This window comes from Dapis brunnea BLCC-M229, assembly GCF_050015995.1.
GTDB lineage: Bacteria > Cyanobacteriota > Cyanobacteriia > Cyanobacteriales > Microcoleaceae > Trichodesmium.
Window position 1 is genome coordinate 1 of record NZ_JBNHEP010000287.1, and the last position, 26112, is coordinate 26112.

20 protein-coding genes and 1 pseudogene are annotated in these 26112 nt (G+C 35.0%); 8 read left to right on the forward strand and 13 right to left on the reverse strand.

The window, feature by feature from the left end; all coding sequences use genetic code 11:
* From ACP6PM_RS32950 to ACP6PM_RS32975, 6 genes are all read right to left on the reverse strand, one after another.
* A partial coding sequence (locus ACP6PM_RS32950) for a hypothetical protein (protein ID WP_426591090.1) occupies positions 1 to 152 on the reverse strand: 152 nt, incomplete at its 3' end.
* On the reverse strand, positions 107 to 871 hold the full coding sequence (locus ACP6PM_RS32955) for a hypothetical protein (RefSeq protein ID WP_426591070.1): 765 nt from the start codon (positions 869 to 871) through the stop codon (positions 107 to 109). The genes ACP6PM_RS32955 and ACP6PM_RS32950, both read right to left, overlap by 46 nt.
* A 463-nt stretch (positions 872 to 1334) precedes the next feature.
* Positions 1335 to 2279, reverse strand: coding sequence for a tetratricopeptide repeat protein (locus ACP6PM_RS32960; protein WP_426591071.1), 945 nt, complete (start codon positions 2277 to 2279; stop codon positions 1335 to 1337).
* 1168 nt (positions 2280 to 3447) lie between these two features.
* Complete coding sequence (locus tag ACP6PM_RS32965; RefSeq protein ID WP_426591072.1) at positions 3448 to 5892, reverse strand: GH116 family glycosyl hydrolase; 2445 nt, start codon at positions 5890 to 5892, stop codon at positions 3448 to 3450.
* Positions 5893 to 6295: 403 nt separating this feature from the next.
* Positions 6296 to 7240, reverse strand: a complete 945-nt coding sequence (locus tag ACP6PM_RS32970; RefSeq protein ID WP_426591073.1) for an alpha/beta hydrolase — start codon at positions 7238 to 7240, stop codon at positions 6296 to 6298.
* Between the two features lie 1078 nt (positions 7241 to 8318).
* Positions 8319 to 8936, reverse strand: coding sequence for a hypothetical protein (locus ACP6PM_RS32975; RefSeq protein WP_426591074.1), 618 nt, complete (start codon positions 8934 to 8936; stop codon positions 8319 to 8321).
* Positions 8937 to 9181: 245 nt separating this feature from the next.
* Between ACP6PM_RS32975 and ACP6PM_RS32980 the strand changes: the two genes are divergently transcribed.
* The 5 genes from ACP6PM_RS32980 (at position 9182) to ACP6PM_RS33000 (ending at position 13921) form a co-directional block, all read left to right on the forward strand.
* Positions 9182 to 9508 carry a hypothetical protein gene (locus tag ACP6PM_RS32980; RefSeq protein ID WP_426591075.1) on the forward strand — a complete coding sequence of 109 codons (327 nt, stop codon included), beginning with the start codon at positions 9182 to 9184 and terminating at the stop codon, positions 9506 to 9508.
* A gap of 354 nt (positions 9509 to 9862) precedes the next feature.
* Positions 9863 to 10411 (forward strand): GIY-YIG nuclease family protein, encoded by a 549-nt coding sequence (locus ACP6PM_RS32985; protein WP_426591076.1) that lies wholly within the window; start codon positions 9863 to 9865, stop codon positions 10409 to 10411.
* A gap of 349 nt (positions 10412 to 10760) precedes the next feature.
* Positions 10761 to 11546: an exodeoxyribonuclease III gene (gene xth, locus ACP6PM_RS32990; RefSeq protein ID WP_426591077.1), complete on the forward strand. Its 786-nt coding sequence runs from the start codon at positions 10761 to 10763 to the stop codon at positions 11544 to 11546.
* Positions 11547 to 12241: 695 nt separating this feature from the next.
* Positions 12242 to 13117, forward strand: coding sequence for an SDR family oxidoreductase (locus ACP6PM_RS32995; RefSeq protein ID WP_426591078.1), 876 nt, complete (start codon positions 12242 to 12244; stop codon positions 13115 to 13117).
* A 198-nt stretch (positions 13118 to 13315) separates the two neighbouring features.
* Positions 13316 to 13921: a nitroreductase family protein gene (locus ACP6PM_RS33000; protein ID WP_426591079.1), complete on the forward strand. Its 606-nt coding sequence runs from the start codon at positions 13316 to 13318 to the stop codon at positions 13919 to 13921.
* A gap of 953 nt (positions 13922 to 14874) precedes the next feature.
* Here the strand turns inward: ACP6PM_RS33000 and ACP6PM_RS33005 are convergent.
* From ACP6PM_RS33005 to ACP6PM_RS33015, 3 genes are all read right to left on the reverse strand, one after another.
* Positions 14875 to 15648: a class I SAM-dependent methyltransferase gene (locus tag ACP6PM_RS33005; protein ID WP_426591080.1), complete on the reverse strand. Its 774-nt coding sequence runs from the start codon at positions 15646 to 15648 to the stop codon at positions 14875 to 14877.
* A 393-nt stretch (positions 15649 to 16041) separates the two neighbouring features.
* On the reverse strand, positions 16042 to 16806 hold the full coding sequence (locus ACP6PM_RS33010) for a peptidylprolyl isomerase (protein WP_426591081.1): 765 nt from the start codon (positions 16804 to 16806) through the stop codon (positions 16042 to 16044).
* Positions 16807 to 17306: 500 nt separating this feature from the next.
* Positions 17307 to 18131, reverse strand: coding sequence for a TIGR00297 family protein (locus ACP6PM_RS33015; protein ID WP_426591082.1), 825 nt, complete (start codon positions 18129 to 18131; stop codon positions 17307 to 17309).
* A gap of 309 nt (positions 18132 to 18440) precedes the next feature.
* Here ACP6PM_RS33015 and ACP6PM_RS33020 point away from each other — a divergent pair, with 309 nt between their 5' ends.
* Both ACP6PM_RS33020 and ACP6PM_RS33025 read left to right on the forward strand, forming a co-directional pair.
* Complete coding sequence (locus tag ACP6PM_RS33020; RefSeq protein WP_426591083.1) at positions 18441 to 18878, forward strand: VOC family protein; 438 nt, start codon at positions 18441 to 18443, stop codon at positions 18876 to 18878.
* 816 nt (positions 18879 to 19694) lie between these two features.
* Positions 19695 to 20435 (forward strand): annotated as a pseudogene (locus ACP6PM_RS33025) (Uma2 family endonuclease).
* A gap of 168 nt (positions 20436 to 20603) precedes the next feature.
* On the opposite strand, the gene ACP6PM_RS33030 reads toward ACP6PM_RS33025, so the two are convergent.
* Entirely contained in the window at positions 20604 to 21236 is a 633-nt protein-coding gene (locus ACP6PM_RS33030; RefSeq protein WP_426591084.1) for an esterase/lipase family protein, read from the reverse strand.
* A 328-nt stretch (positions 21237 to 21564) separates the two neighbouring features.
* Between ACP6PM_RS33030 and ACP6PM_RS33035 the strand changes: the two genes are divergently transcribed.
* Positions 21565 to 22062 (forward strand): hypothetical protein, encoded by a 498-nt coding sequence (locus tag ACP6PM_RS33035; protein WP_426591085.1) that lies wholly within the window; start codon positions 21565 to 21567, stop codon positions 22060 to 22062.
* 229 nt (positions 22063 to 22291) lie between these two features.
* Here the strand turns inward: ACP6PM_RS33035 and ACP6PM_RS33040 are convergent, their stop codons facing one another.
* The 3 genes from ACP6PM_RS33040 to ACP6PM_RS33050 all read right to left on the reverse strand — a co-directional run.
* Positions 22292 to 23413 carry a tetratricopeptide repeat protein gene (locus ACP6PM_RS33040; RefSeq protein WP_426591086.1) on the reverse strand — a complete coding sequence of 374 codons (1122 nt, stop codon included), beginning with the start codon at positions 23411 to 23413 and terminating at the stop codon, positions 22292 to 22294.
* Between the two features lie 979 nt (positions 23414 to 24392).
* Positions 24393 to 25145, reverse strand: a complete 753-nt coding sequence (locus tag ACP6PM_RS33045; protein ID WP_426591087.1) for a 16S rRNA (uracil(1498)-N(3))-methyltransferase — start codon at positions 25143 to 25145, stop codon at positions 24393 to 24395.
* 699 nt (positions 25146 to 25844) lie between these two features.
* Positions 25845 to 26112: hypothetical protein (locus ACP6PM_RS33050; protein ID WP_426591088.1), on the reverse strand; the 268-nt coding region annotated here is incomplete at its 5' end.

Consider the following 26112-nt stretch of genomic DNA (forward strand, 5'->3'; position numbering starts at 1 on the left):
AATTCTAAAATTCCGGGTTCATGTTTCCAAGCAGTAGCAATTTGTCGCACTGCTTCACGTCGCACATCCCAATTCTCATCAGACTTTACCCATTGTTTAAGTAACTCTAAAATTTCTGGTTTTTCTTTGCCCAAAGTAGCAATTTGTCGCACTGCTTCCCGTCGTACATCCCAACTATCAGTAGAAATTCTTGAGACTCCCGCACATTTTGAGGAATAAACATTCGCCATAATTTCAATTCATTATAACCATAACCACTCGTATCTAAACTTTCTAATTTGAGATTGCCATATTGTTCTCGGATTCCTTCTTGATGTTTTTTCAGGTCAAACTCTGGTCTGATTTCAGAGTTTTTAGTTGCCAGTTTATCCAAATTTTCAGAATCTAATATTTCCCGTAATTCATCCGACTCTCGAATAATCTTTTTCACCCTTCTCCGATATTGCTCGGCGACAAATTCCCAGTTAAATTCATCTGGCAAAGGTGGATTAATTTCATTTCCAATAGTAGCTAATGTCTTAGTATCCAAAATTTTGAGATTATTATCAAAAGCACTAACCAAAACTTCTAAAACTAACTTATTTTTAATAAACTGTTTTAAAGGTTTAGTATATTCCTTTAACTCACTTTCACTCAAATCAGCATTTTCTAACTCTTGCTCTACCAAATCTAAAAAATCTTTAATTGCTTGTGCCGTAGCTTTTTGTAAAATTTTTCCATTTTTCATCCCGCCAATAGCATCAGAAATACCTTGTTTGAAAAAATCTTTAACGTAGTCTTCAGCAGTACCCTTAGCTAATTCTCCAATAACTTCCCCAGCAATAAATTTAACCGCTTCACTACCCCCCCAAGCAATTAACAATTCAAGCATAATTATTTAACCTGTTATGTGTTAGTTATTTTTAATTATAGTCATTTGTTTGTAGTTGGGCTTCAGCCCGACTATTTCGGATAATTAGTTATAATAAAGCCTTTGTTTGTAGTTGGGCTTCAGCCCGACTATTTCGGATAATTAGTTATAATAAAGCCTTTGTTTGTAGTTGGGCTTCAGCCTGACTATTTCGGATAATTAGTTATAATAAAGCCTTTGTTTGTAATTGGGCTTCAGCCCGACTATTTTGGATAATTAGTTATAATAAAGCCTTTGTTTGTAGTTGGGCTTCAGCCCGACCATACATGATATTAGTTAATTTCAGATAAGTGCATTATCAGCCTTTGTTTGTAGTTTTGCTCTAGCCCCTTAAATATTTATAATCGGGCTAAAGCCCTGCTACGAGCCTACTCTATCAAGCATAAAAAAATCAATTCTCAATTCTCAATTCTGAATTCTAAATTCAATACATAAAATCACCTTCAATTAAATCCTGAAACTTAGGATTCAAATGAATATTACCAAAATCAGAATCAGTTCTCGCCATCTCTCGGTAAGGTTTACCAGCACCGAAATTAATTGCTTGTTCCAAATTTTCAATTGCTAAATATACCTTCTCCTGCAAAGCATAACAACGAGCTTTATTATAGTAAGCCAAAGAATAATCTGGTTGAATTTTTATCGCTTCATCAAAACAAGCGATCGCCTCATACCACTCTCCTAAATTTGACAAAGCTTGACCTAAATTATTCCAAGCTTCCTGATAGTCTAGTTTAATTTCTATTGCTTTCTCATAACTAATAATTTCCCCTTCCGTATCCTCTAAATAAAATAAGGTTCTGCCTTTAAAATTCCAAGCTGCATAATGATTGGGTTTAAGTTTTATTACCTGCTCAAAACATTTCAAAGCTTCCTGATACCTTCCTAGCTCAAACAATGCCTTACCTTGATTATCCCAAGCTTGATATAAATTCGGTTCAATTTTTGTTGCTTCTTCGTAATTTTTAATAGCTTTTCGGTAATGTCCTAAACTATTCCAAGCATTTCCTAAATTGTACCAGGCTTGATATAAATCTGGTTTAATTTGTATCGCTCCCTCAAAAGAACTTATTGCTTCCCGATATCGCTCTAAATCATTCAGTACATTCCCTCGATTATACCAACCTAAATGAGAATTTGGTTGCAGACTTATAGCCAGATTAAAATTATTTAAAGCTAACTGTAATCTACCTATTTTTTTGAAGGCATTACCTCTATTATTCCAGGCTTCAGGGTATTCTGGTTTAATTTTTATTGCCTTATCAAAAGCAGTAATAGCCTGCCGATATTTTCCCAATTTACTGAGATTTACTCCCACATTGTACCAGCCTTGATAGTCATCTGGGGAGATTTCTGTTTGTTCATCCATTTCATTTTTCCAGGAAGAAGGAAATCAGTTATCAGTTACCAGTTAGCCGTTATACCATTTTGAAAAAGAATGCTATATATGAAACTTCAATTATTTAAGTAATTAACACGGTTGGAATAACTTTTTCGATAAATTAATACCCAGGAGTGTGTTAATTCTTCTTATGTTTTCTTCTCCCCCACTCCCTTACTCACCTACTCCCCTACTCAAGAAACTGTAGCAAACATTTATCAAACTGGTATTATCAGTTATCAGTTAAATCTTTTTTCAGCGTTGCTGAATAAAAGTATGATTTGACAGGAGTAGGGGCGATTCGCGAATCGCTCCTATTAGAAAGGAACTTTTTCCCTGCCAGGAACGAGTGGAAATAGGTCTTATTTACACATTATAAATTTAGGAATTTCATACCTAAAATCACCAACTCCCTTTTTTCTAATTTTATCAAAATAATAAAGTAATAATTTAACTTCTGAATTCTGAATTCTAAATTCATTGTTGCTGAATAAAAGTATGATTTGACAGGAGTAGGGGCGATTCGCGTTTCGGCTGTCGCCGACATGAATGCGCAGCATGACCTAGGAAATCGCCCCTACTAGAAAGGAACTTTTTCCCCGCCAGGAACGAGTGGAAATAGGTCTTATTTACACATTATAAATTTAGGAATTTCATACCTAAAATCACCAACTCCCTTTTTTCTAATTTTATCAAAATAATAAGAGACTGAATGTATCAGGAAATATAAAAAGGAGATAGGGAACACTTAACTGGGAACAGGGAAAAGGGAATAGGTATGGAGGGAATAGGTATGGAGGGAGAAAGAAATCAAGACAACTATGTGTCAGTTAAAAATCTAGGAATATATGTACCTTTCCACCTCTGGCATCTACCAAATTTTAATCTCTTGAAGTACTACTGCTTTTAGATTTTAGTCACTACGCATCTCTCTTAATACTTAACTTTACAAACAGTCTCTAAAGTAATAATTTAACTTCAGAATTCTGAATTCTAAATTCATTGTTAAGGAACTTTTTCCTCGCCAGGAACGAGTGAAAATAGGTCTGATTTACACATTATAAATTTAGGAATTTCATACTTAAAATCACCAACTCCCTTTTTTCTAATTTTATCAAAATAATAAAGTAATAATTTAACTTCTGACTTCTGAATTCTAAATTATAAATTCATTATAAATTGCCCAAATTGCCATTGCTCTTAAATAATGACTAGCTCGAAAAGTACCATCTGCTGTAATAGCTTCTGGGGTGCGAAATTGTAAACCATTTTCGTAAATTTGTTGCACCACTGCTTCAGTTATTTCCAAAGCTTCTTTTTTCATCCCAACTTGCACCATAAAAGCTGCTAAACCAAAATTAATTCCTGTCCAAACTTCCAAAGGATGAGTAGCATTAGGATTCTCTGGAGAACCATCAGATAATACTCCATTAACTGCACCAAACTTGCCATTATGAAAATTTTTAAAACAAGAATTATAGACAGTTTTCAAAGCAGATAAAGCACATTCAACAGGTACAATATCCGGTAAATTTAATAACCTAGCATAAAATTGACCGCATAATTGGTCAGCCATTACTACTTCCGAATTACTCTCACTATCCAAACGATAATATTCTCCATTCCATAGTTTTTCTTGATAAATAGGTAATCCTTTTTCTAACCAATTTTGATACACAGAAATTTGATTATTAATTGCATCTACAGAATTTTTATCAACCTCAGAATGGAAACCTTCAGGTGGATAATAAGGAATTTCTCTAGGATGCTCAATTAAAATTTTCCCGATGGCGATCGCTGCCTCCAATGCAGCTAACCATAACCCCCCACAATAAGCACTCACACCCCGCAACTGCCAATCATCAAAAGTTTGGTCGGGCGCTCCCTCATTTTCGGGAATGCCATCATTATCCTTATCAAAATCCTTGAGATATGCTAGCGTTTCCCCAATAGCAGACCAACATTCCCACAGAAACTCGTAATCATCTGCACCAGTCAACAAAAAATCTCGATACACTTGCAACACAAAATCACTAGATAAATCCTTCCATTGATTACAATCTTGATAACTGGTATAATTCGTCTTTTCCCAAGGATGCTCATTTGGTGCTCCCAAGTCATGGGGAGTTGCTCCGGCAATTTTTCTCACCGCCGATGCTTGATTATAACCAATAATTCTTGGTGTATCATCCGCCGTCGAAATTGCCCGCCCAAACGCCAGCAACACCGACTTTTCCAAATCCGGCCACAACATTAACAACCCAAAAGAACCATATAACCTGACATCCAAACTCTCATACCAACGGTAATCTAGACATTCCAGCACAGCAAACTGACCTTTTGGATCGTTTCGATCGGCAGCACTCCAAATAGTTCCTCCACTCGTGAGATAATAAAGTTCATTAAACAAAGCCATCTTAAACCAATTAGGCAAATCTTCCCTTTCTAGAATCGGATTTTGCCAAGCTTCAATATTCTCTCGCCAGGTTTGATAATGCTTCATAGCAGTACGAATCATCGACCAGGCATTTTTACCATTGCGACCATAAAAATCTGTATAACGGCGGTAATATGAAACTCCAGCGCCAAACTCAGTCACAGGCAAATCCCAAGCCAAGAAGAAAGGGATTTTCCGCGTTCTCCCCGGTCTGATAGTGAAACGAACTGATATCCCTATTCCTATTTGCTCTCCTTCTTGTGCAGGTAGTTCATTTTGTTCATCTATCAGGGTGCCATCTATTGCGAAATAGCGCCAAATTTCTTCCCCACTGCCAACGGGATTCCAGCGTGTGTTATAGTTAACCTCAACACCAGCATTGGTAAAAGTACCGATCGCCATTTGCCCTTCTCCTTCTGCGGGTTCGTCGGCGATACTTAATTTGGTCATTGTGCAACCAATACGGTGAAAATCTTCTACTAATAGGTTAAAGTTGTCTGTACTCTCGCACCACCGTGGTTTGTATTCATAAACTGGACTGCCATCATCTCGCACTTGCACTTCTGGTGTTTTCACAGAATTCGTAAACCAACCAATAGTATTTTGCCAAGTTAGCATTATACTTAGTGTAATTGGTTCATCTGTGGGATTGTGAGCAATCCATTCAAATATAGCGATGGGGTAACTGGTTTCTTGATAGTTACCTGCCCAAATTGGGGAAAATTGTTCGCAACTTAATTGTGCAGTAAATACATTTTCATAGACAAACCAACTCCGGGGATAAAGAGCATGATAAGTGCCAGTATGTAGTCCTGCTTTTTCCTTGGGATACCATTGCCAAGAGGAGAGACTGCCATCTGTGGGCGGTTTGGTAGATAAAGCATAAGCTTGTTTTTGGCCTTTTGTTTCTTCAAAAACGCTAAATTGACAGGCAGGCAGATTTTGATAAATGTGTTCGCCACCGTCGAGATGCCAGAGATTAAAATCGCCCCGTGGGGAACGACCGATGGCACCTGCGCCAAAACCTCCGAGAGGCATTCCATGCCAGGGGCCATCATCAAGATTACTGCTATAGCGGACTGTGTAAGGTTTGTCCCAATCAAGACCAATGGGACGATTCCAGGTATAAGGGAAAATGTTAGAGGTAGGATTTTGTTTATTCATACCCTATATTTTATTCAGTCAAAAGTTAAAAGTCAAAAGTCAAAAGTATTGGAGCTATTTTAATTAAGTCAAAAGTCAAAAGTAGTATTAAAGCGAATCGTTTTCCCTATTATTCTGTGGAGTGGTGGGGCGCCCGCCCCGAACACAAGCGCGTGAAATAGGAGCCAGGTTCAGCCAAAAGCATTGACATCAGAGCAATACAGTTAAATAAACCCGCCTCTACACACTTGCTTTCCCAAGCCAAATCAATAATTTGGGCTAAAGCCCAACTACGAGCGAGCGTAATTGTTTGTAGTTGGGCTTCAGCCCCCTCGCCCACCCCGGACAGTAAGGACAGGAGAAATCCTTGGTTTTCCTACTAGCGATCGCTCAAAAGACAGCAGCAGCTTTTCATGCTTATCGACTATCGACTCCTGACTCCTCCTAAATTCCTGAATTCTCTCCTCTTCCCTCCTGACTCCTGACTCCTGACTCCTGACTCCTCCACTGCAGCACAAAATTCCCGTAATGTTGCTAGATAGCGATCGCTATCTACTTCTGCCAGGTCATTATGTCCAGCATTTGGTATCAACAGCAGTTTTTTCGGTTCGGGTGCAGCAGCAAATAATTTTTGACTCATGGTTACAGGTATAGTTCGATCGTTCACACCATGAATAAATAAGACTGGCATTTGCAATGATTTCACTTTATTAATAAAATCAAATTTTTGAGTAACCAGCAACTTAAGAGGAAATATCTGGATTTTACGTCTGTATTTAGCCATGTCTTTAATACAAGTAAAGCAACCTTCCGCTATTAATCCTGCTGCTTTTGGTTGTTGTAAGCAGAGATTAACAGCGATCGCTCCTCCGAGAGAATATCCATAAATAAAAATTTCTTCTGGTGAAAAGCTTTTTTCTTGAGTTAAATAATTCCAAGCTATTGCAGCATCTTCATAAACTGTGGCTTCTGTGGGAAACCTCCCTTGACTATTACCGTAGCCCCGATAATCAATCATAAATACCGAAAATCCTAACTGATATAGTTTCGCTACCCGATCGAGATTGTAACTTTTTTCCTGAGCGGCCATGTTTCCAGTGGCACCATGTAGGAAGAAAACCACTCTTGCGTTGGGTTTAGTTTGCGGAATCCACCAACCAGATATTTTTTCTGTCTGGTTGCGAGAAGTTGCAACTGATAACCAAACTTCTTCATAAGGAAGGTTAAAAGCAGCAGGAGTAGCTAATACCAATGATTTAGGTTCAAATATTAATCTGTTTTGCAATAATCTTAGTAACATAAAACCAGAGATATAAATAGTTGCTAAACCTATTAATAGGAATGTTAAGGAAGTCTGAAAAATAGTCATTATTAAAAGTTGATTTTTGATCTACAACAAAGTGGTATATATCTAGCTCTATTCGTGAGAATTAAGATTAATACCGAATATTTATTATGTGATTACCCGGTTGCCACAAAAAAAACCTTGGTTTCTGGATTTGAGTCCGTAGGTTTTGTGATTATTTTTGTCACTTTATCATTATAATTTTCCTCTGTTTGCATATAGATAACAATACTCAACTATGACACTATTTTTAATGTCATATAGCAATTATCAAATTTACAGGACTTACGCAAGATAACGCATTTATGTCATTGCGAGCGACAGCGTTTGCGGAGCAGTCCGTTAGGATAGCAATCTCAAACGTTGATATTTCATTCCTTATGGGTAAGTCCTGATTTATAAGATAGACAAGTTGTGAATTTTAGGGAACATGGCATTGGGAAGAGAAAAAAATACTTTACCTGATTATAGTGATAAATTTTTGCTACAAATAAATTTTAGGTTTTAGGTGGCGCGGTAATAAGTAAATCTTCATGTTGCCAGCATCAGAAATTACAGCAGTTTTGGAGTTAATGAGGTACAAAGTTTTATGACTTTAGGGAATAGAGAATGGGGAATAGAAATTAGTATTAAACTGTACCTCACCATCCTCACAATTGCTGTAAGTTTCTATTAATACTAGCTCGTTATTTGTAACATTATTTTTTTATGAATGGTATAAATACTTGCTTTGTCTTAAGATTATGATTAGATATTACTGTCAATAATTAAATAGACAGTTGAAATAGTTATAGAGTTAATTTTCTCAACTTTTTGATTTAACAGAATTTGAGCTAACAGTTTTTCTCATCACCTAAGTTAAAGTGGAATATTAAGTACCTGTGCACAATTAATTTAACCTTTTTAAGGGAGTAGGCAATAGGGAAAAAAATATACTTGTATGTTTGATAAGTTTTGTATGCTTTGTAAGTAAAGCTCAAATAATTTTGCCTACCTACTTAACTTAAGCAACAAATATACAATTAATTTTGCTTGATTACTTATGCAGTAAAAGAAATGTCGTTTTGATTCGCAACTGTATACTTTCTGCAATATCTAATAATTAAGATTTTATTGTTTTCTCTAGTTGCTTGAAAGCACGAATTAAACGAATAAAATATGGTCTGACAATATCTCTATTTAGTTCTTGCAACCTAGTTATTTGTGCTTGTAATTGTTCTATTTCATTTGGCATTGATGTATTGTTTGTTGATTGTAAATTATCTCCTTGATTTTGTTGTAAATCTGTAGCTAATTTTTTTAATAATTGTAGTTCTTCTTCAATATCTGAAAATTTAATATTTATTGCTTCCCAGTCTTCTTTTGTAATTGTATTGTATTCAAAGTTTGATTGATTTTGAGATGATTCAAGAGTTTGTTCAGTAATTGTTTTTGGTAGTGAATCTAATTGCTGAAAAACTGAGTTCATGTCTATTCTTAATTCTTCTACTTCATTATTAGTCTGTTTTTGGATTTTTTCCTCAAATATTTTTCGATTAATTGTATTCAAAAATAATCCCAATGTTATTGGAGTTGCAGCAAACATAAATTGTTTAGAAAACCACGCCAAACCTGAACCAACAACTGAAGCCCCTAAAGCACTATATTCTGCTATTTCTAGCCAATTAAGCTGACTTCGGGGATTATTTAACACTGTTGATGATGTTTCCCTATTTTCCATAAATCTAAATCCCCATGATATGTGTTCAGTTAAATAATAGATACTACAGATTTTTATCTAGACATTTTATCATAATTTCTTATATAAAATTATCCCTTAACAATTATTCATATTCACTCAAAATAGTTGAGTTTAATCAAACAAATAGTAATATAAGTAAAGGGTATTTCCGATGTGATAGGAACAAGCAATACTATCTCAACAACCATAGCCCTATTACATAAACATTCAAAAATAAAATCAACATGGGTTTAAAAATTATTGAAAACTTTGATAGTAGTTTTACTCTGGAACTAGATGCTAAACAGACTTTATTCAGCTTATTAACAAGTGAAAATTTTATCCAACAAATCACCACACAATTACCAGGTAAAAAATTAGAATTTATTGAACTCATGTTTCAGCCAGTTCCTTACAGCACAGAAACACCAAAAGGAATGCCAAAAGAATTTGAAAAGTATCACGAATCTACCGATTATATTATTATCAATGTGCCACCTAATTTCATGTTTAAAGCTAAAATATTTAAACCAAGTCGTCTCTGTGTTATCTATAAAATCACGAGTAATTAATCAATTTTAATTAAACCGGAATTAAGTATCAAAATAATTCAGTCTAAAACCCCGCCTTTTAAGGCGAAATATTTTTGGAGGGTTGCTCAAAATCCCTATGACAAAAACAACTTCTGTACGTCGCCAATCCGACGGCTCCCCTATCTGACTTTGTTAACACTAACCTCCCCTTTCAAGGGAATAAAAAAAAGAAATTTCGGATTTTCGTAGCCTCGAGCTTCAGCTAGAGGTACCGATAACTGATATAGCTAAGAAAGAATCGGTTAGGACATCAACTGATGATGAATCTTAGACTAGGAAATGTTTTTCCAACTGTTCCCTGTTCCCTGTTCCCTGCTATAACTAATAACTGAAATGACTAATACTGAAATACAAATACCAGAATTATCCCAACTAGAATATTTGCCTTATGTTGATTCCGAAGGGAATTTACCATTATCTTTACAAGTAAAAATTGGTGTTTATGGAATTTTTGACCAGGAAAAAGAACTACTATTTGTCGGTTATTCTCGTGATGTGTATCAGAGTCTTAAACAACATTTAGTTCGTCAACCTAATAGTTGCTATTGGCTAAAAGTACAAACTATTGAGCGCCCAAATCGTAGTATATTGGAAGGTATAAAAGCAGCTTGGATTAATGAAAATGGCTCTTTACCTATAGGCAATGGTGGAGCAGAACCAAAGTGGAATCAACCCATAGATGCTAAACAAGAAATGACTGAAGCAGAAAGAGTGCAATATCAAGATCCATTAATTGATGAAGTTGCCAAAGAAAAACTATTAAAAAATATAGCTAGGCGAGTTGAAGCTAATATTTTAGAGGTATTAAAAACTAGAGGTTTACAAGAAAATATTCGTTTTAATCCTAAGCTGAAAACCAGTGGTTTATTAGATTTGAAGTAAGGATTCAGCGGTCATTCTATATATAATAAACGGAGTTTGTAGGAGATAGATTAAGTATGATAGAGCATTTAATACAAACCCGGTTTCTGTTTCTATGTGAAAAAAAATTGTAGGGGTTTGGTCTCCAAACCAAAATATAAATGCTAAGGAAGAATATAGAGGGAAAGAGGGAAATAGCGAAATAGGGAAACAGGGAAACAAGGAAAAATAAATCAAGATAAATAATCATATTTTCTATTCCCTAGTTTTTCCAATTACTACTCCCTAATCTCTATTTTGATATAGGGTTCCTCAAGTTACTAAGGAACAATTGTTTTTCTTATTTTCTACTCCCTACTCCCTATTTATTATGAAAATAGCTACTTGGAATGTAAATTCAATTCGCACTCGTCAACAACAAGTTATAGAATGGTTAGAAGTAAATTCAGTTGACATTCTCTGTTTACAAGAAACTAAGGTTATTGACCAAGATTTTCCGCGATCGCCTTTTGAAGAATTAGGCTATCATATTTATGTTTCTGGTCAGAAATCTTACAATGGTGTGGCAATTTTTAGCCGTTCCCCAATGCAAGATGTTAGTAGTGGGTTTGCTCCTATTTTAGGTGATGATAAAGTTGGAGATTTTGACATACAAAAACGCTTAATTACTGGGGTAATAAATGATGTCCGTATTCTTAATCTTTATGTTCCCAATGGTGCTAGTGTTGGTAGTGAAAAATATGATTACAAACTTGATTGGTTAAAATTGTTGCAAGAATATGTACAAATAGTTCTTGACATATCGCCAAATTTATGTATTTGTGGCGATTTTAATATTGTCCCAGAAGACCGAGATATTCACGACCCAGAAGGTTGTAAAAATTCTGTGGGATTATCGGATGCGGAACGTCAAGCTTTACAAGAAATTCTCAAGTTAGGATTGGTGGATACTTTTCGCCAGTTTACCAGCGAAGGTGGTCATTATAGTTGGTGGGATTATAGAGCAGCAGGTTTTCGCCGTAATCGTGGTTGGCGTATTGACCATCATTATCTTAGTTTACCCCTTTCTCAAAAAGCAACAAGTTGTATAATTGATAAGTCTCCAAGACAGTTACCAAAACCTAGCGACCATGCGCCAGTTATTGTCGAATTTTAAAGGAAGGAAAAAGGAAACTCAAAAGTTAAAAGTTAAAAGTTAAAAGTTAAAAGTTAAAAGTCAAAAGTAAGAATTAAAGAAAGTCAAAAGTTAAAGGTAGTGGAGTGGGCAAATATAGAGCAAAGGAAAGTCAAAATTTAAAAGTTAAAAGTAAGAATTAAAGAAAGTCAAAAGTTAAAGCTAGTAGTAGCGCGTCTAGACTAAAATCGTGGGTAAAATATCTCCCCTTTCCTTGCAGGAGAGGGGTTGGGGGAGAGGTCTTCATTAACTCAAATTTACCCAACATTTTAAAGCTAGACGCCCTAGTAGGGTCGGCAAGTATAGAGGAAAGGAAACTAACCGAACATACTGAATATTAAGGCAATACGCTGTCTTAATCTTTTGGCTAGAGTTTTTGATAACTGATAACTGAAATGACGCTTTTTATCGTAAGCATTCAGGTAGCGCGGTGTCAACTTTTAGCCGTTTCATAAATTATAAATTATGAATATACACCTCTTGGTCAAAGTAAATTTTTTCCCAATACTTTATACTTTTTATTCTGCTTAAATCTTTCAATTGCTTTTTCCTGCTCTCAGAGCAATGAATTAATAGCTGATAGCTAATAGCTAATAGCTAATAGCTGATGGCTGAATGCTTACTTTTTATTTGGTAAATTTTTCGATTGAACTATTAATAGCTAACAAAAAGTAATTATGTTTTTAGTAACAGGAGCAACCGGAGGATTAGGTCGCCAAATCATCAGAATTTTGACAGAAAAAGAAATGTCAGTCCGCGCTTTTGTCAGACTAAATTCTACCTATTCTGAATTAGAAAATCGTGGAGCTGAAATCTTCATAGGCGACTTAAAAATAGACAAGGATATTGAAAAAGCTTGTCAAGGAATTGAATATATTATTAGTGCTCATGGTGGTGCGAGTGATGTTCAAGCAATTGACTACCGAGCTAATATTGAACTGATAGATTGTGCAGTGAAAGTTGGTGTTAAACATTTTGTATTTATTTCTGTTTTAGGAGTTAACCGTGGATATGAAGATTCACCTACTTTTAAAGCAAAAAGAGAGGTAGAAAAATATCTCAAAGCGAGTGGATTAAATTATACTATTTTGCAACCTTCTGGTTTTGCTTCTAATCTATTACCACTGGCAGAAAGATTTAGAGATACAGGAATTTATCTACTTATTGGAGACTCAAAAAATCGCACTTCAATAGTTAGTACAGATGATTTGGCAAAAATTTCTGTGGATTCTGTTTCTGTACAAGCTGCTTGTAATCAAATTTTGTCTGTGGGGGGACCAGAAATTATTTCTAGAGTCGAAATTTCTCAGATATTTGGTAGGATTTTTAATCGGGAACCTATAGTTATTAATCCACCTTTATTTGTATTTGATGGATTACGGAATACTCTGGGATTATTTAATCCTGAATTACAAAAAACTTTGGGTACTTTAAGAGTATTATTGGCAAATGAATTTTTCTGCACTTCAGAAGAAATTGAAAATTTGGAGAGAATATTTGATATGAAAATGGAATCTGTAGAAAGTTATATTCGCCGGAAAATGGAAGTGTAATATGATGTCCCGATAATGAGTGATAAAAAAGTTTTTGTTTGTAGTAGGGCTTTAGGCTGAAGCCCTACTACGAGCTTTATTAGAACCGGAAAATGGGAATGTAATATCATATTTGGTTGAACAATTAAAAATCTACAATGTCTCAGAATTGAAATAAGATTTATATACACCTTAAAAAATTACTGAAAAATTCAAAAAATGCAAAAACATACAGATAATCAATATCCAATTAATGACTTACTAAAACAACGTTGGAGTCCTTTAGCTTTTGCTGACAAAATGGTTGCCTCAGAAGTATTACTTTCACTTCTAGAAGCAGCAAGATGGTCTCCTTCTTGTTTCAATGAGCAACCTTGGAGTTTCATAGTTGCTACTAAGGAAAATCCTGCTGAATATGAGCGTCTTTTCAGTTGTATTGTAGAAGGAAATCAACCTTGGGCAAGTCTTGCTCCTGTGTTAATGATATCTGTTGCTAAACTTTCTTTTGACAAAAATAATAAACCCAATAGACACGCTTTTCACGATGTAGGTTTAGCAGTTGCCAGCTTAACTTTTCAAGCAACAGAAATGGGTTTGAGAGTTCATCAAATGGGAGGTTTTGATGTTGATAAAGCACGAGAATTATATAAAATTTCAGCAGAATATGAACCAGTAGCAGCTATAGCTATTGGTTATCCTGGAGACCCCTACATTTTACCAGAATCTTTACAAGGCAGAGAACTTTCTCCGCGCAGTCGTAAACCCATAAGTTCTTTTGTATTTACTGGAGAGTGGGGTCAAACTGCTTCATTTATTACTTTTTAAAAAAGCAAATTGAATATGTTTTAGTCCCGTAGGTTAGCTTGACGTAGGAAACCCAACAACAATAAAGCGCGTATTCGGTTGATCCTCCGGATAAGCTGAGCGAACACTTTGTTCTACCCAACCTACTACCGCGTCTAGATGAAAAATGTGGGTAAGTTTGCTGCTTGGTTAAGACCTCTCCCCCGACCCCTCTCCTGCTCCGATAGGGGAGTTTCTCCCCCTTCCCTGGTAGGGAAGGGGGTTGGGGGTTAGGTTTTTTCAACCCACAATTTTAGTCTAGACGTCCTACTAGGGTCTGAAATTTTCAAATTAGGTAATTTTTAAGAACAGCGTGGAAGTGAATTATATCGTCACGAATTTTCTGAATTGCTTCAAACGCTTTGTTGGGTTTCGTTCCTCAACCCCACTTACGACTCTATAGAACCCATTTGGGATCTTTTCTTAAAAATACAAAGCCTTCAGGAAAGCCGTTTTAAGGAGCCTAACAACTATAAGGATTCAGAAGACCGAAAAATAATGAAAAATGACTGCTAGAATCATAAAACCCAGATGGGCATTCGACTTGTAAGTTGTTAAATAGATACCAAATGGCTTCTATACTAAAGCTTTTTGAGGTTGGTGATCGCGTACATCAGAAATTCCATCGCCTCTTTGTTTAAGGGTTTCTAATCCTAAGCGCATTACTTCCACAGCGACTTGAGAGACTATCTGATGATTTTTAGTAGCTAACTGGAGTAGGGGGTTGTACTATTCTAGTTCTAAAATCAGTGGAGGATATGGATGTTGTGTCATGTCATTCTCTGAAGATAAATGTTTTGAAAAAATTTTCTATTATATCATTATTTTGAGTAAATCCTAAAAAATAAACCGGGTTTATTGCCCTGATTATTCCAGTCAGGAAATTTCAAGGTAATTAATTTTGCCCAGGCAGTTAGGGGAGTTGTCTTTGTTATTTAAGTCTTTTTTCCTATATAAAAAACATAGCCATAAAACTCTTTATATTTATAATACAATTCAGCTTCATGCCGTTGGTTTTCTACAAGTTCTTCAGCATTTTTATTACCTACATATTTTTGCAAAAATTTTTCCTGTGCAGAAACTTGTGGAGCATAAAAATTTTCAGTCCAACAATTTTCAGGCAGCACAAAAGTAGCAATTGGAATATATCCGGCTTTTTGCATTTGTGTCACCTTATTTGAAATAGTATCTATTTCCGGATATTCATTATTCCAAAACTCATCTATTTCCCCAGGTCGTTCTTCAGTCAACCAAGATACTTCTGAAACGGCAAGAAAAGCTCCTTTCTTCAAAAACTTATACCATTCATTTATGCCTCGTTCAAATCCGATATTGTAGATTGCTCCTTCTGACCAGATTAAGTCTAATTCTTGATTCTGAAAAGGAAGATTTTCCATTGAACCAACAATGCCATTTACTCTATTCTGAAGATTCAGTTTCTGACTATTAATATTGAATATATCTATAAAGATAGAAGACAGATCGATGGCTGTAATATTCCCTGACGTATGATTAGCTATTACCATAGTCTGACCACCAGTTCCACAACCTATATCTGCAATTTTTGATTCATTTGTCAGATTATCAATAAAGCTTAAAGCTTTAATAGTTACTTCAGGACTTCCTGGTCCTTGTCGTTCTGTTGTTGAATAATATTCGTAGATTAATTTCAAATCAAACTCATGAATGGATTTATTTTCATCACTCATGTTTTTTCCTTATTATAGTTATAATTAAAGTTTGTAGTAGGGCTTTAGCCCTAAGTTATAGATAGGGCTAAAGCCTTACTACGAACAAAACCTTTATTCCTATATTCTCGATCAGAATATCATTTTTGGATACTTAGTTATAAATCAAATATTTTAGTAGGAAAGTTCCATAGAACTTCCCTAGTATTCCCTAAACTAAACTCTCCCCTCTTTAATATTTATAGAACCGATTTGAGATATATCTCAAGATAGGGAAGGGAGTAGGGGAGTAGGGAGTATTTTTCTATCTTTTTTCCCTATTCTATTTCTGAATCTCCTGACTCCTGACTCCTGACTCCTATACTAAAAGCACATACCTTTGCATAGATACCAAATGGGTTCTATAGTGTTAATTTAATCATTAACATGGAGAGTAATTTTTGTATTTTGCAGTTTCTCCGCTACCCAACGTTCAAACAATTCACCATCTAATTTTTTCCTAATTTCAGGATTATCTAAAGAAGCCCCTTGTAACTGCTCTAATCGAAATATAGTCCAAAATTTATTTGTCTCAAATGGTCCTAAAATGTCTCCAGGATTAGCAGAATTAACTGTATTTCTTAAATCTTCTGGCAAACTAGCTAAAGTAACTGCACCCATAATCCCATTAAAATTTTTATCATTTGTGACTGAATATTCTTTAGCTAAATCTTCAAACTTTCCCCCTTCTGCCACAATTTTTCGATGTAAAGCATCTGCTAATTCTTTATCTTCCACTACAATTCTAGATAAAATCACATAATCCAGACCTGCTTTACGCTCATTAAAATATTCTTCTATTTTTTCTGAAGTAATAGAGTCTCTTAATTGCTTCAGTTTAAAAGAATTTGCTATTTGTGCTTCCAAAGCATTATAACTAATTCTATTTTGTTGTAACCATTCTTGAAATTTTTGTTGGTCTTCCAGCTTTCTTTGCAATCTAAAATCAATTATTGCCTGTTGAATAACTGCTGGATTTACATTCATATCTTCCCTAGATTGCAATTCTTTTTCTATCACATATTGACGGACAATTTCTGTGACAAAAGATTGTAACTTCCCAGAAGCTTGCAAATATTTTAAACCTTGCCCCCATGATAATTGTTCTTCACCTATTGTTAATAGTGGTTTAGATTCCATTGGTAAAATTCCGCCCTTTACTAATATCTTTACAAATAAATTTTAGTCTATGTTAATCCATAAGACCTAAAAAGGGAAAAAAAGAAATAATATTTCCTTATATTCAATCCTCTCGGTTTTCCTTGAGGTAATTATCCATTATCCATTATCCATTATTAGACCTCTCCGGAAAAGAGGGAACACTTAACACTTAACAGGGAACACTTAACCCACCCCTAACCCCTCCCAGGAGGGGAGTAATTGATAATTTATGGATAATAATTGATTCTATTTTTAATTTTCACGCCTATGTCTAATGAATATAGCCTAGTCCGCAGCGACTGGAACGGAGTGGAAGGAAGCAATCTCAGGAGTGGCGCGAGATTGCTTCCTATCGTCGCAATGACCACTTTTCAACCAGATTCTATATGAGGGGAAATAATTAGAAACTCAAATTTAGAAACTCAGACTATAGAGTTTATTTGAGGTAAAGTAACTAGCTAGGAAAACAAACCTAAGATTTAGGAAACAAAAAGGCTAATACCTATTGGCTGATTACTAATTACTATATAATACCAAACTATTGCTAATAAAATTGCAGCGATTGCCCCGATTAAAGTATTGATAATATTTACTACTTCATTTGTTAACCATTCAAACTGAGACTGCATTGTTGCCCCAATTACACTTTCTAAATTAGTAGCAATAAACGCTGAAATAACACAAAAAGCTATTCCTGTCAAATCAATTAAACCTACAGTCCAACCCAGGAAGGCGATCGCCACGGAAGCGCCAATACCTGCTAAAGTTCCTTCTAAACTTACAGCACCCTCAGTTCCCCGTGGCACTGGTTGTAGAGTTGTAATTAAAAAAGTCCGCTTGCCATAAGCTTTCCCTACCTCACTAGCACAAGTATCAGAAAGTTTGGTACTAAAACTAGCTACATAACCCAACATTAGTAAAAATGGTAAATTTTCTATGGGAGGATGATTCGGGTATAACAGACCAATTACCAAAACACCCACAGCACAGATAGCAGCAGTCAAAGCCGAACCCCAAACATTTTCTGGCCCTCTTGCCCCCTCCCGCTTTTCTGCAATTCCAGCAGCTTGCTTTTCGGCCATTCCGATGCGAGTCACCCCGGAACCCACCAAAAAATAAAACACTACTACTGCATATCCAGGCAAACCCAAACTACCCCAAATTAAGACTCCCAGTATCCAAGCATGAACTATTCCCGCTGGAGTTAATAATTTTTTTGGGGAAAAATAAACTAGACTAAGTAAGATAGTATTTAAAATTATAGCTACTAACCAGGGATTCACAGAATAAATATTAGATAACATCGTATCTATCCACCGAAAACATCTGCTGTAATTTTAACTCGAAGGAAGAAGGAAGAGGATGAAAAAAGACTAAGAGTATATCTGAAGTCAAAAGTAGGGGCGAACGGCTATTTGCCCGTACATTCTTACTGTGACTAAGTTTGAGAAGCGCGAGAATGTTGTAATAGTAATAGCGAATGCTATAAAACATCTCCTACTTCTTGAATCAACCAAAATTTCCAACTGAATACTTCTTAACCCTTCCTCTTAATATATTCTCAAATTTTTTTTCAGTACAAAATAACATTTATACATTACAAGGAAATAACCATGAATCAAGTTCTTTTTCACTTAGCTTTTCCCGTCAATGATATTGCTCAAACAAAAGATTTTTATGCCAATGGTTTAGGTTGTGAAGTTGGGCGAGAATCTCCAAATTCAGTAATTTTAAATCTTTATGGTAATCAAATTGTTGCTCATGCTGCCAAAGAAACTTTAGAGCCACAAAAAGGAATTTATCCCAGACATTTTGGTTTAGTTTTTACTCAAGAAAGTGATTGGGAAGCTTTGTTAGAACGTGCTGAAAAAAATCAATTAAAATTCTATCAGCAACCCAGACGAAGATTTACAAATTCTCCTTTAGAACATCGCACTTTTTTCCTGGAAGACCCGTTCCATAATTTGCTAGAGTTCAAATATTATTGTCATCAAGAAGCAATTTTTGGCTGTAACGATCGTCAAGAAGTTGGCGATGCTGTAGCAGTTTAAATTAGTTTGGTTTTAAACAATTAATAATTAGGGTTTGCTGAATAAGTATTATAGGTAAGGGTAGGAGTCAGGAGTCAGGAGTCACGAGAAATAGAAATTACAGAGGATGTAGTTGGAAGAATTGCCCCTTAATTTTTTTGCCCTTGTCTGCTAAAAATCCTTACATTCTGAGCGATGGGAAGTAAAAAGCTTGTACTTTTTTCGCATAAAAAAGGCTAAAGTCTTTATATGTAAATTTATATGTAAATGCTTTTGGATTTAATCAGCAAGCCCTAATTAATAGTTACCTCTCCTCAAAATGGATAGGATTGATTAGAAGATTCTTTTTCTTTTTTACCCTTAACAGCAGAGGTTTTAAACCTGAATTGTTCAATGATTAATTACAGCAGATTAGGTGATTAATTTGGTACAACTGACAGGGTAAATTTTTTTGCTTGTTCCCTATCTTCATACCTATCTTCCCTACCCTGTAATACCATTTCTCAAAAACTTTTCTAAATTTTGTTGAGCTGGGGACTAGGGGAGTAGGGGCGTTGGATGCAAAGTCCGTACAGATAAGTAAAAATATGAATAATTAATACGCTCCTTACTAATAATTATCAAAAAAGTTATTCGGCCTGTATTAATTACTTAATAATTGAAGTGTTGTCTAAGTACAGCATTACTTTGGGTAATTTGTATCAGGACTTTGCATTCAATTTTCCTACTATTTCCTACTTCCTAAAACCATCAATATAAGTACCTCATAACTTTGGAAAATACTGTATTTGTTGAATTCACAGCCCAATTCATAAATCAAGTTAAATTAGTACAAAAATAGTAATTACTGAATCAAAACAACTGGATATTAATTCTGTTCCAAACCATACTCAACTACCAGAATCAGACTGTACATTTGTGAAAAACTTTCAGGAACATCATTAAAGTATTTTATTAACTGATTCTATCAAACCTACTCTAGATAAAATTCATCCTGACAGACAATATCCAATAAGTCAAGACTGTGGAATTTATTGGCGATTAACTGATCCTCCTCTGAGAGGAGCAAAAGCACCAGATTGGTTTTATGTTCCCTATATTTCCGCTATTTTAAATGGAGAAATACGACGCTCTTATGTACTTTGGCAAGAATATATTGCTCCTCTCATTGTCTGAGAATTTGTTTATGGAAATGGTTCAAAAGAAAGAGACAAAAGCCTACCAGGAATATCGGATTTTCAAGATGATAGAAAACCTGGTAAGTTTTGGGTTTATCAAAGAGGGATTATAATTCCGTTTTAGGCTATTTATGAATGAAGTTAAAAAAGCTGGTGTAGAATTATATTAGTTTAAGTTTCTAATGATTATGAATTGGTAAAGTCTAATGAACAGAATCATTTTCCCATTCCGCAGTTAGGTATTGAGTTAGGTATTTGCCAGGGAAATTATCATAATACGGAGCTACCTTGGTTACCTTGGTGGGATAATCAGGGCAATTTATTATTAACTGGTGCAGAACCTGCTGAAATATTAACTGAAAAGTTACGTCAAATAGGAATAAATTCATACCAAGAATAACCAGGTCTGTTTCATTCTCCATAACTACCTGGGTGTGGGGAGTTTAGGAAGTGTGGGGAGAAACTACAACCAGAGGGTTTCAATTAACTGTTTGGGAGTTCGATTTTCCCGTATAGCACTTGAAGCAAAGATTAGGACATTTATAAATGCTCAAACAAGCGTCAGGGATTACTTCTGACTTCTAACTTCTGACTTGTGACTTCTGATTTCTGATTTTAATTCCTCAACAATTACTTTCAAAACTTTTTCATCTGATACCATCCAAGCATGAAGTAAAACATCTATTTTGATGTCTCGACCTACTGGTACTTGAGAACTTGTGGCAGGTAAAATCATGGCATCATAAGGAGTCCAAATAGAGGTAAAATTTATTTGTTCTAATAAATCAATATCTTGGTTTAAATTTTCGAGAAAATCACTTTTCGGACGCATCTGCTTGGGTGCTGCTAAATTTAAAGCGTAACCTGTTAATGTGCCATTATGAGGAGAAGAAATAGTAATAAAACGTTCTACTTTATCAATGCCTCCTAATCTTTGAACGTAGTAACGACTTACTATTCCTCCCATACTAAAACCTATTAAATCAACAGGTTGATTAGGTGGAAATGTTTGATCTACATAATCCGCTACTTGTTCGGCTAGTTTATCTAAACCTAAAATACCATAATTAGGAACTAAGTTCAGAAAATATACTTCCCATCCTAAATTTTTTAGGTATCGAGACATTTTATCGAATATTCTTATGCTGTCAAAAATTCCGTGGATTAATAATACTGGATTAGGTTTGTTTAAACTTTCCATATTCCTTTTTGAATATTTCTAATTCTATATTTTAGGATGAGGTGATCGCTTTTCTTTCCTTCACTAGGACAGTCTTTTTACTGGTATAAAGTTTTTTGGTGATTATTCTCGAGGATGATGAGATATCTGTAAACAATTACAAATTTTTCTACCTCTGAATTTCCCCAGTCCCTAAATTTACGATCTATATGTATTGATGTATTGTAATAAATATAAAGTTTTATGAAGAAATATAGACAAAGCTTACGCTAGCTCTTAACTTAACAATAGAGCATTAAGATTTAAGCAATACTACAAAAAATCAAAAATCATTGAGGAGATAAACATCATGTTAGCTTTTATCGGAGGATTATTTGCCGGAATTTTTGGTATTTTTCCTTTTGGAAAAAAGTCTGATTATTTATTAGAATTTGACGATGCTAAAGGAAACAGTGCGCCCAAGGAAGAATCAACTCAAGCTAGTGTAGCAGCACCAGTACCAACAAAAACAGAAACTAAACCGGCTAGTTCTGAAACTCCAAAAGAGACAAAAGCTAAACTTTCTGCTGCTAAAAAAGCTGAAAAAATCGCAGCAGCAGAAGCAGCAAAAAAAGAAGCTAAAGCTGCTCAAAAAGCTGAAAAAGTTGAAGCACAACAACCCACTGCTCCTCAAGTAGCAGCACTACAACCTCCAATCACAAATGGTGCAACTTCCCAGAAAGCAGAAGAAGTAGTATTATTTGCTCCTAACTTTTTAATGCCAAAACCCACAGCAAAACGTCGTCGCCCCGGTCCTAGTATGGGTATGTTCCGTGGTATGGCTAAGGATATGAATTTACCAAGATAGTATTAGTAATAAAATTAATTAAGGGGTTAAGAAATTATCTTTTAACTTCCCGCCAGGGAAGTCCCGCGCTCTATTTAAAGGAACCGTCCTATGAGGAAAACCAGCTAACAGTTGAATACCTCCACAAATAAAACGTTCCGCTTCCCTTGACAAGCAGGAAGTATTTTATATTATCTAAGGTTAACACAGGAGTCAGTTTTTCCCTGACTAAAGAATCCCTCGTTGTCACCTAATCGCAACGTTGGGAGTATGTCAAGAATACTAAACTACTGTATAGCTGAAAAGCTGGGTCCCACATTGTTTCTATTTTACGGGATATATCAATCTGAGACTTCAGACGACTTAATAATTGTGTATAATCTTGACTTGTTACTTCTCCAAAAGGAGTAAAGTCAGACCAAGTTGTTACTTTACCTAATTTTTGGTCAATCATATTTACTAAGTCATTCCATTTACTTCTATTAGTAGTTTGTGGTGTTAATAGGGATTGCTCTTGAGTCTGAATCTTAGGAGTAATTCCTTTTTGATATTGATAATTTTGGTCACAAAATCTAATAATGCTACGGCGACTAGAAAGATGTAAATCTAATATATTTGCATAATCTTGAGTCATTTTCTTATGACGAATTTTTTGGGAACGTCGCCGAGGATCATAATCCATTGCATCCATAAAAATAGGTAACAATCCTTCAACTTTTGCTACTACTTCTGACCAGTCAAAATTTAAACTTCCCATTTTATCTTCCTCATTTAAACAAACAATATTTGCCTGGTCAGAAATAGATTGAAAATATTGCACTCTGAAAATATGTATCTTTTCAATATCTGATATTTTTGCCCAAAACACAGGAATACCTGCTTTGAGCATTTCTTCACCATAAACTTTTAATTCTCCAATTGCTCCCAGTCGATAAATTCGCCAACCTCTATTTTGTAATTGCATTCTGGCAGAGTAGGGGTCAATCTTCATAATTCTTGCCAGATTTTTAACTGCTTCCTGTTTATTTTCTTTGCTAACTGGTTCAATAATAAGTAATCCTGGTTCTATATTTTCGGGATTGGATTTGGCAGCAGCAATTTCTTGTTGTTGGCGATTTTTTTCGATATTTTCTATTCTTTGTAAACCTTGGCGTGCTTGTATAACTACTTGTGGGTTTGTTGCATCTTTGAGCAATTTTCTATAAAACTTTTCTGCTGATTCTAGTTTATTTATTTCTTCATACCACCGCCCAATATATAGTTGCACCAACAGATTTTGAGGATTTTCTTTTTGTAGTTTTTTTAGTAATTTTGCTGCCTGTTGATAATTTTTTTGTTCTAGCAGACTAGCAACTTCTTTAATTTCTTTCATATATATATAGTTGTCCTGTAAGCATTCAGCCGTCAGCTATCAGTTATGAACTATGAACTATGAACTATGAGTTATGAGTTATGAGTTATTAATTCATTATCTCGTTTATGAGGAATTAGTCTCCAAGAAAAATTCAAAGTTATGTTTGCGCAGCATTCCGTTTGGGTAGCATTCCGAAGGAAAGGAAATGAAATTAGTCATTAGCTAACCTTAGTAGTTATTACTTTCAATAGCTGATAGTTGAATGCTTACGTTGTCTTATCTAAGTTGCCAGAAAATATAAATTATGAAATATCCTCTCTCCCAATAACAGTTTAGCTTTCTCACTTCTAACTTCTTGCTTCTTCCTCCTTCTTTCCCTTACCACAAAACAGTCAATCTATCAACCTACCCCAAGCTGAACAGAGAAAAATTAGTCTTTCATCTTCAAAGAAATTGAAGCGATCGCCTCTCGAAACAACAGTATAATCAGTATTTTCAGCCTCAAAATTCAATTAAGCAATAACAAACCTTTTGATTATAATATTTTTTAGATTATCACAGAACTGAACCAAAGAGCTGAAAATATTGAAACCTCGTCAGGAAAATCAGACAAAATTTATCCTGATTTATCATCAATCCCTGACAAAATTTAAAATTTTTAAACTAAAACCACAAACCTATAACTCAAACTTAGAACAAAACCTGCTTTTGAAATCTAGGAATTTTTCAAGTCCCTTTTCACCCTTCTCCTTCCTATTGCCTCCTACCAAAAATCATCTTAACCAAAAACATTCTCATTCTATTCAGCACCCAAAAAGCCGCGCCGAAGCCAAAAAAGAGGTTGCATCCTCAAACTAACTCTGATATAATAATGTTAGTGGGCTTAACTCGCCTATATACCTGACTATTTATTCAACAAAAAAATATTAAGGGGAAGTTTCAAATTCAATAGGAAATTTATATTGCACAACTACCTATCACCATTGCTATATACTTTTTATCTCTCCAATACAGCAGCAACTAAAGATAACGCAACTAAAGGAGCTGTAACCGCTCTTAGGATACGCTTACCAAGAGAAACAGCTTGAAAACCAGTAGCGATCGCTGCTTCTATTTCCCCATTAGTCCAACCTCCTTCCGGACCTGTAGCAATTACAATTGATTCCAGTTTTTGATTATCCAACAAACTCTCCAGTAAAAGAGGATAACTATTACGAGCAACACATATATACTTATGATAATTAGTACACAAATTTTCGTTCTCAAATAAAGATAAAGCAACAGAATATTCTCTAACTTCTCTAATTTTAGGAACCACTTGACGCTCTGATTGTTCTGCAGCTTCACTGGCAATTTTCTGCCACCTTTTTAACTTTTGGGGACTAGGTTTAAGCAAAGTTCTAGAACTAATAACTGGCAAAATATGAGTTACTCCTAATTCAGTACTTTGTCGAACAACTTCATCAAAATTATTTCCTTTAGGTAAAGCAGAAATTAGAGTTAGTTCTATTGGTAACTCATTTTGAATCGAAATTTCTTGTTCTAAAACAGCACCTAACTCAGCTTTTCCAGAAATATCTAGTGTAAGTTTAGCTAACCACCATTTACCCTCACCATCCATTAAAATAAACTTGTCTCCTACCCCCAGTCGTAACACTCGCCCTAAATAATGCTGTTGTTCAAAAGTTAGAAAAACCTTCTGTTTATCAATTTGGTGGCGAGCGATCGCTAATCTTTGCAAATCAGCCATTCTTGAAAAAAATTAATAGTTAAAATCTGCCCCACTTTCCAGTATTCATCTGATGTAGTAGCGTGTCTAGCTTTAAAATGTGGGTAAATTTGAGTTAATGAAAACCTCCCCCCCAACCCCTCTCCTGCAAGGAGAGGGGGAAGTTTTACACACAATTTTAGTCTAGACGAGCTAGTAGATATAGTAAAAAACTGCGGAAGCGTGGGAGAGTTTTTTTGTCATTATTAACATTAAATCAGAATAAAACCTAGCATTTTATAAATAAACGGAAATAGCAACAAAGCTATTTCCATTTATTTTTTTGCCTTTAAAGTATTTTACGGCTGATGTTTAGTTTGATAATGCTCTTTCGTCGTCCTGAAGTTGCTTTTTATGATAATTAACAAAGCTAATTTTCATCAACTACAAGGTGTCTATTTTTCCAATTAATTCACTTTCAGTTATTAGCTCCTTATAATAGCAAAACATTTCTACAGGAATTTATCCCATAGACCTATTTTCTTTATCCTGTAGGAAGCTAAAAATGTCATAATTCAGCCTTTTTTTTGCGCATTACAAAAACACATTTGCTATAGATAGCAGAAATCTTGAGATGTACTTTGACCAATACTTGAGAATTTTACTTTAGTCTTTTAATACTGTCATAGGATTTCATTTTATCCGAAGCTAATGGCTGATAGATGACCGCTGAATGGTTACCTAAAAATTAGTTTCATCAGTAGTAGTTAAACTTTCATTTTTCCTGATTTTTTCCAGGTATTCTGCAATTGCTTCAGTTGCTAATTGAACTACTGGTTTACCCTGACGCTTAGACTCCTCTTTTAACTTGGTATAAATTTCATCCCTCACACTAACCCGATGTCGCATTTTGCTAGTATCTTTAGGTTGCTCCGGAGGTGCTACAGGTTGACCTACTGGTTGACCAATAGTGTTAGGTGTTGTAGGTGCTACAGGTTGACTTACTGGT

Excerpts from the sequence above, each read along its gene's own strand:
- ACP6PM_RS32985 (WP_426591076.1), top strand. The coding sequence starts at position 9,863 with ATGACTAATACTGAAATACAAATACCAGAATTATCCCAACTAGAATAT.
- ACP6PM_RS32980 (WP_426591075.1), top strand. The coding sequence starts at position 9,182 with ATGGGTTTAAAAATTATTGAAAACTTTGATAGTAGTTTTACTCTGGAA.
- ACP6PM_RS33000 (WP_426591079.1), top strand. The coding sequence starts at position 13,316 with ATGCAAAAACATACAGATAATCAATATCCAATTAATGACTTACTAAAA.
- ACP6PM_RS33045 (WP_426591087.1), bottom strand. The coding sequence starts at position 25,145 with ATGGCTGATTTGCAAAGATTAGCGATCGCTCGCCACCAAATTGATAAA.
- ACP6PM_RS32960 (WP_426591071.1), bottom strand. The coding sequence starts at position 2,279 with ATGGATGAACAAACAGAAATCTCCCCAGATGACTATCAAGGCTGGTAC.
- ACP6PM_RS32975 (WP_426591074.1), bottom strand. The coding sequence starts at position 8,936 with ATGGAAAATAGGGAAACATCATCAACAGTGTTAAATAATCCCCGAAGT.
- ACP6PM_RS32965 (WP_426591072.1), bottom strand. The coding sequence starts at position 5,892 with ATGAATAAACAAAATCCTACCTCTAACATTTTCCCTTATACCTGGAAT.
- ACP6PM_RS32970 (WP_426591073.1), bottom strand. The coding sequence starts at position 7,240 with ATGACTATTTTTCAGACTTCCTTAACATTCCTATTAATAGGTTTAGCA.
- ACP6PM_RS33005 (WP_426591080.1), bottom strand. The coding sequence starts at position 15,648 with ATGAGTGATGAAAATAAATCCATTCATGAGTTTGATTTGAAATTAATC.
- xth (WP_426591077.1), top strand. The coding sequence starts at position 10,761 with ATGAAAATAGCTACTTGGAATGTAAATTCAATTCGCACTCGTCAACAA.
- ACP6PM_RS33040 (WP_426591086.1), bottom strand. The coding sequence starts at position 23,413 with ATGAAAGAAATTAAAGAAGTTGCTAGTCTGCTAGAACAAAAAAATTAT.
- ACP6PM_RS33015 (WP_426591082.1), bottom strand. The coding sequence starts at position 18,131 with ATGTTATCTAATATTTATTCTGTGAATCCCTGGTTAGTAGCTATAATT.
- ACP6PM_RS32995 (WP_426591078.1), top strand. The coding sequence starts at position 12,242 with ATGTTTTTAGTAACAGGAGCAACCGGAGGATTAGGTCGCCAAATCATC.
- ACP6PM_RS33010 (WP_426591081.1), bottom strand. The coding sequence starts at position 16,806 with ATGGAATCTAAACCACTATTAACAATAGGTGAAGAACAATTATCATGG.
- ACP6PM_RS33020 (WP_426591083.1), top strand. The coding sequence starts at position 18,441 with ATGAATCAAGTTCTTTTTCACTTAGCTTTTCCCGTCAATGATATTGCT.
- ACP6PM_RS33035 (WP_426591085.1), top strand. The coding sequence starts at position 21,565 with ATGTTAGCTTTTATCGGAGGATTATTTGCCGGAATTTTTGGTATTTTT.
- ACP6PM_RS32955 (WP_426591070.1), bottom strand. The coding sequence starts at position 871 with ATGCTTGAATTGTTAATTGCTTGGGGGGGTAGTGAAGCGGTTAAATTT.
- ACP6PM_RS33030 (WP_426591084.1), bottom strand. The coding sequence starts at position 21,236 with ATGGAAAGTTTAAACAAACCTAATCCAGTATTATTAATCCACGGAATT.